We start from the raw sequence: 12,689 nt of genomic DNA, 5'->3' as shown, positions 1-12,689 counted from the left end.
TGTTGACAATGATTCTCACTGCGGGTATAATAAGCGTTAAGAAAAAGCACTAATTCAGAAAGAGCAATGCTCTGCCTGCCTGATAAACTAAATCAGGTGAGGGCAGAGTCTAATAAGAGAGCTGGAAGCTCCGTGGCGTAACTAGATTACGCGCGGAGTTTTTCTTTTTTTCTTAGCAAAACAGAGGAGTGTGGACTGGCAGGCGGCTTGTGGCCATTCCTTTTGCCTGGAATGGCTTGCGACTGCTACCGGAGAAGGACCAGACAACAAAGAAAAGGAGGAATCACCATGAATAAAAAAAGCCGGGCCCGCTGCGCGGTCGCCGCCTTGTTGACAGCCAATCTGTTTGCCCTGTGGAGCGGGGGCGTGACACTGGCGGCCGAGGACACCGCCAAAACCCGGGATATCGTCGTCGAAGCGGATGCCGCCAAGGAGGAAGCCAAATACTCCTCCCAGAGCACCACCATCATCACCAAGGAGGATATTGAGCGCAAACAGGCCAAAAGCGTCGAAGACATCATTTTCGATGAAACCGGCGTAACCCGGACCGTTGACGCCATGGGCCGGGTCGGCATTTCCATCCGGGGCGCCGAGCCGCGGCATACGCTGATCTTAGTGGACGGCCAGCCGGTCATGGGCGACTTTGCCAAATACCAGGGCGCGGCTGACGAAGTCATGCGGCTGGGGACGGAGAATGTGGAACGCATCGAAATCATCCGGGGCGCGGCATCAGCGAAATATGGCGCCGATGCGATCGGCGGGGTAGTCAATATTATCACCCGCAAAGCCGCTAACGAGCCTTTGCTGCAGGTCAATGCCGAAGGCCGGAGAGCCAAGGGAGACGGGGATATCTTTCCGTATCAGAATATCTTTTTAAGAGCCGACAGCGGCGAGATCGGGAAATTCCGGATCGGGTTATACGGCAGCAAGCGGGATATCATGCCGGTCTATGGGACTACGTCTTACGGCGGACTGGGCAGTGGCGAGAATTTCCGGAACTCCCTGCGCTACTACGGCGATATCAAGAATATCGGCCTGATCGGCAGCTATGAGATCGATGACCGAAACAAGCTTGAATTCAACATTGACCGGATCAATGAGGATCTGGAACGGTATGTCAAGCATTCGGACTCCGGCATGGAGCCGCGGCAGCAGTTCAAACGGACCATGGACCGCAATACCTACCGGCTGGCGTACAGCGGGAACAATGGCGGCAATACGGACTGGCAGGTGGATGTCAACTATGCGAAGCTGACGGAAGACGACCTCACGCTGACCTCTACCTTTGGCGAATCGAAATATGAAGGCAAGAATACGTTAAACTACATCGACGATATCAACCATGACCAGCTGGATATCAAGCTGTCGGCGAATACGCAGGTCAATGACGAGCATTTACTGACCTATGGCTTCGGCTATACGCGGGAAAAGGGCGAAGGCAGCCGCTTAAAAAATGCGCCAGACACCTATACGCGCTATATCGACCCCTGGGACTATGACAAGAACCTGTATACCAAAGGCGGCACGGGGGCGCCCTCCTCCAACGTGCATGATTACGAGATGGTGCAGAATGAAGACGGCGTACCCTACTATGACCAGGACTATGAATGGTATGGTCTGCGCGATGAAAATGGAAAAAACATCATACCGGCCTATACCTATGAAGACTTTATAAAATACGGCGGTTCCAGTTATAACACACGCAATATGCCGGATGACGTAAAAGAAAATTACTTGAAGTTTGAGGCGCAACTTAAAGCGGAAAACCCATCCTTAGGCTCTACCAGTTTAGCCGTACAAAGGTATTATACGGGAGTTGTAACCTACAATGGAAAAGCGTTTAAAGAGGAATTTAACGCCAGAACGAACCGGCAGACGGTAGGGAAGGCCGAAATCAGGAAAGAGAACTTTTTCCTTCAGGATACGTGGCAGCTCAATGACGATACAATCCTGTCGCCGATCCTGCGCGTCGATCACAGCGACCTGTTCGGCACGAACGCGACCTTTAATATGGGGCTGACGCATCAGATCAACGGCAATGCCCACCGGCGGTTCAAGGCCAATATTGGCACCGGTTATACGGAACCGGGCATGGGCGAGCTCTACTACAACTGGGAAATGTATGCCGGCATGCCGGCCGGATTCGGCGTAGGCCGGCTGGGCTATTATTTTCTCGGCAACCCGGACCTCAAGCCGGAAAAATCCCTCAACTTCGATATCGGGATGGAAGGCGAACACCGGAACACGGCGGCCCGGCTCAATGTATTCCACAATCGCATCGATAATTACATGACAACCTACTTTACCGGCTATTTGATGGATTTTTATCCCAGCGAAACGGGTTGGAAATGGGTAACGCCGCCGGATATGATCTACAGCTTCCGGAATATCGGCAAGGCCCAAATCACCGGCGCGGAAGCCGAGGTGTCACAGAAGTTTGACGAGCACTGGACCGGGAAGCTGGGCTATACCTATCTCCATGCCCTGAATAAAAGCGATCCCGATATGCCGCGGCAGCTCTTAGATAAGCCGCAGCACAAGGTGGATATCGGCGTCACCTATGAAAACCGGAAGGGCGGCTGGCGCTCCTCCCTGTGGGGCAATTATTATATCAATATGCTGGACAGCAACAGCGTGGCCAATAACGGCAATTACCTGACCTATGACAGTGAAGGTAATGTAAAATACAACTTTGCCGAAGGGGGCAAACAGACCTACGACAAGAAAACCTTTGGCCTGTGGAACTTCATTGTGCAAAAGGAGCTGTCCAAGGACGCCGTGGCCTACTTCGGCATCGATAACCTGTTTAATCACCGCGATGACGACCGGGCCTTCCAGGAACGGGTCTATAAGGCCGGGTTCAATATGAAGTTCGGCACTGATAAAGACAGCAAGAAGGCAGCCGCGGAGCCGCAAACAGACAGCGTCGCAGCCGGCGCACTCCAGGAAACGCAGGCAGGGGAGAACTGGTTTATCGACCGGCCGTTTGACGAAACTAAACCGGAAGGCGTGGAGCTGATCGGCGACTATCAGGCCCGCTGGAACGCCTATAGCGGCAAGAATAAGCCGGAAGCGAGGGTAACGGCGACCTCCAGCGTGGGCGACGCCGAAAAGAATATCCTGGAAAAAGCGGGGCATGGCTTTGAGCAGCGGCTGCGTGTCGGTATTGACGCCCGCATTGGCGATAACACGAATGTCACCATTCTGGGCAGCGCCGGCGGCATGAGCGGTGTGGATACGGCGTATGATCTAGCCGGCTCCCAAGGCCTGAACGAGCAGCGGCTGGAAAAAGCGGAAGTCACCCAGAATGTGAAAAAATGGGACTTTTCGGCCGGTCGGCTGACCGAACCGCTGGGGGTTACGGGTTACTGGTTCGGCCAGGAATACGACGGCGGCCGGGCTGTGTGGACGAATAAGAAGACCCAGGTGCGGTTCGGGTACGGTGATTTCAGTCATAGCACCGGCATTACCGATTCGGCTTATACCCATGCGACGCGGCAGGTCTTCTTCCGGGCGCCGACGAAGGCGGAATGGCTGGGCTACAATGGTTCCTACCCGGAAACCTGGGACGGCGTTTTCACTGATAAGAGCGTTACTGTGGACGGCTATCAGGGACTGTACCAGAAACTGCTCCAGACGTCCAGCCCGGAGGAGCAGCAGCAGCTTATCACGCAATACCTGGAGGTTGTCAAACAGGATGATCCGGCAGCGTACGCTGCCATTACCTCTAAGGACTACCTTTTTAATAGCGTCGACACTTTTGCCTGGAAAAAAGTTACTGTTACAAATGAAGCGGGAGAACTGGTGGGCGAATACATTGCCCGGGTAAGTGGGAATATTTCTACTTCTCAAGCAACGAAAATTCCCTATGCAGACTTGTTTAATCAGGAAGTATTGGAACAGACTGCGGAAAATATCTGGAATCAAATCGAAGCAGGGTTGGAAACAAATGATACAGTGAGAACCTATGTGAGCGATTCGTTTCTGCTGTCTAACGGGTGGTATACTTTAGAAAGCACCTTCCTGGGCTATGGCAAGTACACGGGCGATCAGGTGCTGCACTCTGTAGGCATCCCCATGGATCAAGTCAGTGAGAGCGATTTTATCCCCCTTACGAAGGAAGAAGCGAAAGTCATGGCCATTACATCCTTCTGGGATACCGAGAATTCCTGGAAACAGGTAGGCTCGTGGAAACGAACCTCTCCCAACAGTGGTGTCGGTGTCAGTGGGTCCGCCGTTGGCCCTTCCATAGGAAGATTGGGTTATCTTATTTTAAATCAACTGGCAGGATATCAAAGAACGGACGTGTGGCAGCCGGAGGACGACAGTTCTCTGCCTCTGCAGTTATTGGAACAGCTGGGCGAACTGCTGCCGACAGCAGGCACCGTCCTGGTGCAGGACCGGATCCCGGCGATCCATAAAGCCGCGTTTGTCCAGGCGAGACAGCAGCTTGGCGACCATCTGGGCATTCAGGCCTGGTATCTGCGCTCGGTCAATGATAAGCAGCACAGCATCGCGGTCGCCAACGGTGATACCAATGACGTATATGCCTTTGACCGGCTGGCCAATGTCGTCGGCGTGGGGGCAAAGTGGAAGCTCAATGAGCAAATCACCTTCGCCTATGACTGGGGACAAAACCTGACCGATTTTGGCCGCTTCATGAACGGCAACACGCGCTATAGCCATACGGCGGGCACGTCGGACTTTGCGCTGGCCGGACGACAAGCGGGCGGAACGCCGCGGTTCTGGGTAGCCCGGGTGGATATCGGCCGCAGCGACACGGACAAGCCGGGCAGCTGGAACGCCTTTGCCGATTACAAGCACTTTGAGCATGGTTCGTTCTTTGGCGGCAACGGCACCGAAGGCGTGCCGGACCGCTACCTGGACGGCATCAAGAGCTTTACGGTCGGCGCCGGCTATGTACCGGCCAAAGACTTCCTGCTGGAAGCGTTCTATACCTTTGACGCGAAAGGGACGGGAAAACGGGATACGCTGTATGGCGCCGAAAATTTCAAACTGGGGGATTATACGAGGGTGCAATTGACGCGCCGGTTCTAAGAAGCGGGTTTTAAACAGATCTGCGATCCTGGTTAGTTACGAAACATATGTTGGTTTGGCGACCGCCGCAGAGGCGAACTGAATAAATTGTTGGGCGAATGGGTAGGTGAAAGCGCCGACGGTGGCAGTGACAGACCAGGATTAGACGTAAGCATCAAAAAACCAGGCGCCTGAGACGGCAACCGCGTTTTTAAATTAATATAGGATTAAGAGGAGAATTTTATGTTTAACAAACAATTTAAAACCATCATTCTATTAGCGTTTATAGTATTTGCAGGACTTGTTTTTACAAATACGCATGCTGTCTATGCGGCATCATCGCCAATCGGAGTAGTCAACTATCAGCAATTAATTAATCAGCATCCTGATATGGAGCAAGCGAATGCAGCTTACGAAGAAGCTGTAAAACAAGCGCAAGATGATTTTAATGCTAAGTCGGCGACTATGAATGAGGATGAAAAAAAAGCTTACTCTCAACAGTTGGCGAGGGAGCTTCAACAAAGGGAAATGGAGCTTTTAAACGCCATACGAGATAAAGTCAATGCCGCTGTCAAAGCAGTAGCCGATGCCAAAAGATTAACTATTGTTATCAATAAGACTTCCACTGTCTATGGCGGTCAGGATATTACGGATGAGGTGTTAAAAAAACTAGGGGAAAAGTAAGTTAAAGAGAGGGGAGAAAGTATAGGGACAGGCCGCTACCCGGAATGACCGGATAAAGAAAAAGAGTTTGATGACTAGAGGGGGGATAACCTTGAATAAAAAACGCCGGGCCCGCTGCGCGGTCGCCGCCTTGTTGACAGCCAATCTGTTTGCCCTGTGGAGCGGGGCGCTGGCGGCCGAGGATACCGCCAAAACCCGGGATATTGTTGTCGAGGCGGATGCCGCCAGGGAGGAAGCCAAATACGAATCCCAAAGCACCACCATCATCACCAAGGAGGATATTGAACGCAAACAGGCCAAAAGCGTCGAAGACATTATCTTCGATGAAACCGGCGTAACGCGGACTGTAGACGCCATGGGCCGGGTCGGCGTTTCCATCCGCGGCGCCGAACCGCGGCATACGCTGATCTTAGTGGATGGCCAGCCGGTCATGGGCGATTTTGCCAAATACTACGGGGCCAGCGATGAAGTCATGCGGCTGGGGACGGAGAATGTGGAACGCATCGAAATCATCCGGGGCGCGGCATCAGCGAAATATGGCGCCGATGCGATCGGCGGGGTAGTCAATATTATCACCCGCAAAGCCGCTAACGAGCCCTTGCTGCAGGTCAATGCCGAAGGCCGGAGAGCCAAGGGAGACGGGGATATCTTTCCGTATCAGAATATCTTTTTAAGAGCCGACAGCGGCGAAATCGGGAAATTCCGGATTGGGTTATACGGCAGCAAGCGGGATATCATGCCGGTCTATGGGACGGAGACTTTCGGGGGACTGGCAAGCGGCGAGAATGTGCGGAACTCCCTGCGCTACTACGGCGATATCAAGAATATCGGCCTGATCGGCAGCTATGAGATTGATGACCGGAACAAGCTCGAATTCAACATCGACCGGATCAATGAAGACCTGGAACGGTATGTCAAGCATTCGGACTCGGGCATGGAACCGCAGCAGCATTTCAAGCGGACCATGGACCGCAATACGTACCGGCTGGCGTACAGCGGGAACAATGGCGGCGATACGGACTGGCAGGTGGATGTCAACTACGCGAAGCTGACGGAAGACGACCTCACGCTGACAACGACCTTTGGCGAATCGAAATATGAAGGCAAGAATACCTTAAACTACATCGACGATATCAACCATGACCAGCTGGATATCAAGCTGTCGGCGAATACGCAGCTAAATGACAGCCATTTACTGACCTATGGTTTTGGCTATACCAAGGAAAAGGGGAAAGGAAGCCGGCTGAAAAATGCGCCGGACACCTATACGCGCTACATCGACCCCTGGGATTATGACAAGAACCTGTATACCAAAGGCGGAACGGGGGCGCCCTCCTCCGAAGTGCATGATTACGAGCTGGTGCGCAATAAAGACGGCGTACCGTACTATGACCAGGAGTATGAATGGTATGGCGCGCGTGATGAAAATGGAAATAACATCATACCGGCCTATACCTATGAGGATTATATCAAATACGGTTTCTATGCCTCTGGGGCTCCAGCTGATGTAAAGGCCAGATACGAGGAGTTGCAAAACCAATTACTGGCAGAAAATCCAGAGTTTACAACTAGTTTGCCTGCCTCATTAATAATATGGCATTATTATGCTGAAAATTGGCGAGACGTTACCTTTTTGGGGAAAAAATTCCAAGAGGAATTCGGCGACAGACAGAACCGGCAGCGGGTCGGGAAGGCGGAAATCAAGAAACAAAACTTTTTTGTTCAGGATACGTGGCAGCTCAATCAAAATACGATCCTGTCGCCAATCCTGCGCATGGACCACAGTGATTTATTTGGCACGAATGCGACCTTCAATCTGGGGCTGACGCATAATATCAACGGCAATGCCCACCGGCGGTTCAAGGCCAACATTGGCACAGGCTATACGGAACCGGGCATGGGCGAGCTCTATTACAACTGGGAAATGTATGCCGGGGCGCCTGTAGGTTTGGGAGAAGGCAGACTGGGCTATTATTTTATCGGCAACCCGGATCTAAAGCCGGAGAAATCCCTCAACTTTGATATCGGGATTGAAGGCGAACACAAGAATACGTCGGCCAGACTCAATCTATTCCACAATCGGATCGATAATTACATGACAACCTACTTCACCGGCTATTTGATGGATTTCCATCCAACGGAAACTGCATGGAAATGGCTTGTGCCGCCGGATATGATCTACAGCTTCCGGAATATCGGCAAAGCGCAAATCACCGGTGCGGAAGCGGAATTGCAGCATAAGTTTGACCGGCACTGGACCGGGAAGCTGGGCTATACCTATCTCTATGCCCTGAATAAAAGCGATCCCGATATGCCGCGGCAACTCTTAGATAAGCCGCAGCATAAGGTCGATATCGGCGTCACCTATGAAAACCGGAAGGGCGGCTGGCGCTCTTCCCTGTGGGGCAATTATTATATCAATATGCTCGACAGCAACAGTATTGCCAATAACGGCAATTACCTGACCTATGAGAACGGAGAAGTGAAATATAACTTCGCCGCAGGCGGCAAACAGACTTATGACAAGAAAACCTTCGGTCTCTGGAATTTTTTGCTCCAAAAAGATTTGTCGAAAGATTCGATGGCCTACTTCGGTATCGATAACCTGTTTAATCATCGCGATGACGACCGGGCCTTCCAGGAACGGGTCTATAAACTTGGCCTGAACATGAGGTTTGGCGCCGATAAAGACAGCAAGCGGCAAGAGGGCCAACCAACAGACAGCGAGGCAGCAGACACGACGATCGCCGAGAACTGGTTTATCAGCAAACCGTTTGACGAAAATAAACAAGCAGGCGTAGAACTGATCGGCGACTATCAGGCCCGCTGGAACGCCTATACGGGCAAGGACAAACCGGAAGCGCGGGTAACGACAACCTCCAGTGTGGGCGACGCCGCCAAGAATATTTTTGAAAAAGCAGGACATGGTTTTGAACAGCGCCTGCGTGTCGGTATTGACGCCCGCATTGGCGATAACACGAATGTCACCATCCTGGGCAGTGCAGCCGGCATGAGCGGTGTAGATACAGCGTATGATCTAGCCGACTCCAAAGGCCTGAACGAGCAGCGGCTGGAAAAAGCAGAAGTTACCCAGCATGTGAAAAAATGGGACTTCACGGCCGGCCGGCTGACCGAACCGCTGGGGGTTACGGGTTACTGGTTCGGCCAGGAATACGACGGCGGCCGGGCTGTGTGGACGAATAAGAAGACCCAGGTGCGGTTCGGGTATGGTGATTTCAGCCATAGCACGGGAATTACCGATTCGGCCTATACCCATGCGACACATCAGGCCTTCTTCCGGCCACCGACAAAGAGCGAATGGTTAGGGTATAATAACTCCTTGGCGGATCTACCTTATGACGGCATTTATAGTGATAAGACAGTAACAGTAGAAGGCTATCAGGGTCTGGTGCAGAAGCTGGCTCAGGCCAGCAGCCCGGCAGAGCAGCGGCAGCTTGTGAATGAGTATTTAGAAGTAGTCAGGCAGAATGATCCTGCTGCGTATACGAAGATTACCTCCGCTTTTTCCTACGGATCAATCAATACCTTTGCCTGGAAAAAGATTACCGTCACAGATTTTGCAACCGGCGCAGCAATTGGGGAGTATATTGCGATGGTATCTCCGTCTATGAGTACGAAGCAGGGCAATAGGACAGAACAGCTTTATTTTGAGGATTACTTCGATCAAGAAAAATTAGAAGCAGCGGCACAAACGGTTTGGGATCGAATTTCGCCTTCCTTAGAGGCTAATGGCACAAAAACGGTAAATATTGGTGCAACCGATTCCTTCTTATTGCCGCAAGGCAAATATACATTTGCAAGTGAATTTTTAGGTTATGCAGAGTATACAGGGAACCAAGTTTTTCAGCGAATGGGAACAGATGAAAATTTTGTTATGTCACAGGATCAGGTAAACAGCGGGGATTTCAACTGGTTTACCAAAGGCGAGGCCGAACAAAAAGCCGTAACTTCTTTGTGGGATAAAAATACCAGTTTGAATAATGCACAAAGCTGGAAACGTACATCGGCAGGTGGCGCGTCAGCGCAAACGGGCTATTACCTGAAGGGGCAGGTAAGTTCTGTACTTAAGAATCTAATAGCAACTATCGGGCAAAACTGGAAGCCGGAGGATGACAGCACCCTGCCGTTAATCTTACTGGAACAGCTGGGAGAACTGCTGCCGACAGCAGGCACCGTCCTGGTGCAGGACCGGATCCCGGCGATCCATAAAGCCGCGTTTGTCCAGGCGAGACAGCAGCTTGGCGATCATCTGGGCATTCAGGCCTGGTATCTGCGGTCGGTCAATGATAAGCAGCACAGCATCGCGGTCGCCAACGGCGATACCAATGACGTATATGCCTTTGACCAGCTGGCCAATGTCGTCGGCGTGGGGGCCAAATGGAAGCTCAATGAGCAAATCACCTTCGCCTATGACTGGGGCCAGAACCTGACCGATTTTGGCCGCTTCATCAACGGCAGCACGCGCTATAGCCATACGGCGGGCACGTCGGACTTTGCGCTGGCCGGACGACAAGCGGGCGGCACGCCGCGGTTCTGGGTAGCCCGGGTGGATATCGGCCGCAGCGACACGGACAAGCCGGGCAGCTGGAACGCCTTTGCCGATTACAAGCACTTTGAGCATGGTTCGTTCTTTGGCGGCAACGGCACCGAAGGCGTGCCGGACCGCTACCTGGACGGCATCAAGAGCTTTACGGTCGGCGCCGGCTATGTACCGGCCAAAGACTTCCTGCTGGAAGCGTTCTATACCTTTGACGCGAAAGGGACGGGAAAACGGGATACGCTGTATGGCGCCGAAAATTTCAAACTGGGCGATTATACGAGGGTGCAATTGACGCGCAAGTTCTAGCAAGACGGCCATTTATTTAAATAGTTATTGACAATGATTATCACTGAGAGGTATAATCAACAGTAGAACAGCACGAAATTAAAAATAGTAGCGTATTACCTGCCTGATGACTAAAATCAGGCGGGCAGCGTTTAAAAAAAGAGAGCTGGGAGCTCCGTGGCGTAAATTGATTACGCGCGGAGCTTTTCTTTTTGCCAGCTGTTAAATTTTGTTAGTGGATTGCTGTTTTGCGTTTCCCAATCAATATAACAGAGGTGTAAACAGTGGACGGATTTATTTATTTGCTGCATGTATTTCACAAAGGCGGTTTTGTCATGTATCCCCTGTTAATTTGTTCGTTGCTGGCGGTAATGATCGCCGCCGAGCGGGCGTATTACTACCGCCGCCACCGGCGCAATGGCGACGGGCTGCGAGCGCAGATCCGCGCTACGCTGGCGGCCGGGGACTGGGACTGGGACAGGGCCATTGCCGTCTGCGATGCCTTCGATACGGTCATGAGCCGGACGGTGAAAGCCGGCCTGCTGCAGGCCAGATACCCCCAGGCTGGCACAATAGCGGTAAAGGCAGCGTTTGAAGAACGGATGGCGGTGGAGGTAACGGGCCTGAAAAAGCATCTTGACTACCTGAGCGCGATCGTTACCGTTGCCCCGTTGCTCGGCTTGCTCGGCACCGTTATCGGCATGATCGGCTCCTTCAGCGTCATGGACGGCTCCGGCGGCGGCGCGGCGGCCATCAGCGGCGGGGTCGGGGAAGCGCTGGTCGCGACGGCGGCCGGCCTGTGCGTGGCCATACTGGCATTTGTCATCCATACTTTCTTTTCCCATCAATTCGATACGGTCCTGACCGCCACGGAGGATCTGTGCTTCTCCGTATTAGAACACAAGCGGAGGGAAGCGGCATGAAATTCAGAAATGTCCGCGGTATTTCCACACCGTCCTTTATGATCATTCCCATGATTGATATTATCTTTTTTCTGCTGGTCTTTTTTATGATGAACAGCTTGCAAACGACCACCCAACGGGCGCTGGCCGTGCAACTGCCCCAGGCAACGCGGGCGGAGGTGCCGTCCCAGCTGCCGGTGATTATCAGCGTTGATGCGGCCGGCCGCATCGCCCTGGACGGCCAATTTGTGTCGCTTGAGGACGCAGCCGCGCAACTACAGGCCCGAACAGCGGCCAGTCCGCAATTGGCAGTCATCCTGCAGGCCGATAAAGCAACCGCTCACGGCCAGGTGGTAGCGGTTATGGACATGCTTAAAGCGGCCGGCGTAAAAAAACTGGGTATTGCCGCGGAGAAGAAAGCAAGGTGATGTCATGACAGAATATTGCAGCTGGCGGCGGGCTTTCCTGTGTTCGGTGCTGTTTCATGTGGCTGTGGCCATTTGCTTCGGGCTGGTCTTCAGCGGCAATATGGTGCACCGGCCGGAAGCGGAATATGTCATTGATCTGGATATGACCGACTTTGTGCAGGGCAGCGGTCAGGCGGGCGGCGGCACGCCGCAACCGGCCGAAGCCCAGCCGGAGCCGGAGCCGGAGACGCCGCCGGAACCGGCGCCCCTAGCGCCGGAAAGCATTGCCGTACCCGCCTCCGCCCCGGTGGCGTCGCCGGCGGCCACAGCCAAAACCAGCATTGCCGGCAGCAGCGGTGCCGGCAGCGGTGCGGGCGACGGCGACGGGGCGGGTGACGGGCGCGGTTATGGTGAAGGCAGCGGTTACGGTGCGGGCAGCGGCAGCAGCGGCGTCGCCGGCCCCGGCAGCGGTCCTTTTGATTTCAACGGCTTCGCCAACGCGGTTGACGCCAACAAGCAGTATCCTTATATGGCGGTAAAACGCAATATCCAGGGAACGGTTACGGTAGCGGTCACACTGGATGCGGACGGCAATCTGGTCAGCGCCAGTACCGTCGGTTCGGCCGCCCGCCTGCTGGAACAGGCCGCCCTGCAGGCCATACGCGCCGTATGCCCCTATCCCAATGCGCTCAAAGCGCCGGTAAGCTTTACCACCACCGTCCATTTTGTGTTAAAGTAATTCAATTATGAGCTATGTCCGCCGGCTGCCAGCCTGCATGGCCGGACACGAAGGAAACAGTTTAAGGAACCAGG

At 53.3% G+C, this 12,689-nt stretch carries 6 protein-coding genes; all 6 read left to right on the top strand.

What is annotated here, in order from left to right; all coding sequences use genetic code 11:
* Positions 1–288: 288 nt before the first annotated feature.
* The 6 genes from ACZ481_RS24235 (at position 289) to ACZ481_RS24210 (ending at position 12,615) form a co-directional block, all read left to right on the top strand.
* Entirely contained in the window at positions 289–5,058 is a 4,770-nt protein-coding gene (locus tag ACZ481_RS24235) for a TonB-dependent receptor plug domain-containing protein (RefSeq protein WP_464767908.1), read from the top strand.
* Between the two features lie 222 nt (positions 5,059–5,280).
* A complete protein-coding gene (locus ACZ481_RS24230; RefSeq protein WP_464767907.1) occupies positions 5,281–5,721 on the top strand; it encodes an OmpH/Skp family outer membrane protein in 441 nt (146 codons plus the stop codon).
* Between the two features lie 91 nt (positions 5,722–5,812).
* Positions 5,813–10,588 (top strand): TonB-dependent receptor plug domain-containing protein, encoded by a 4,776-nt coding sequence (locus ACZ481_RS24225; protein WP_464767906.1) that lies wholly within the window; start codon positions 5,813–5,815, stop codon positions 10,586–10,588.
* 263 nt (positions 10,589–10,851) lie between these two features.
* Positions 10,852–11,490, top strand: coding sequence for a MotA/TolQ/ExbB proton channel family protein (locus tag ACZ481_RS24220; protein WP_464767905.1), 639 nt, complete (start codon positions 10,852–10,854; stop codon positions 11,488–11,490).
* Positions 11,487–11,897 carry an ExbD/TolR family protein gene (locus tag ACZ481_RS24215; RefSeq protein ID WP_464767904.1) on the top strand — a complete coding sequence of 137 codons (411 nt, stop codon included), beginning with the start codon at positions 11,487–11,489 and terminating at the stop codon, positions 11,895–11,897. Before ACZ481_RS24220 ends, ACZ481_RS24215 begins: the two co-directional genes overlap by 4 nt.
* A gap of 4 nt (positions 11,898–11,901) precedes the next feature.
* Positions 11,902–12,615: an energy transducer TonB gene (locus ACZ481_RS24210; RefSeq protein WP_464767903.1), complete on the top strand. Its 714-nt coding sequence runs from the start codon at positions 11,902–11,904 to the stop codon at positions 12,613–12,615.
* Positions 12,616–12,689 lie beyond the last annotated feature (74 nt).

It is taken from the genome of Sporomusa intestinalis, from assembly GCF_055383785.1.
This window is presented reverse-complemented; position numbering and strand designations above follow the sequence as displayed.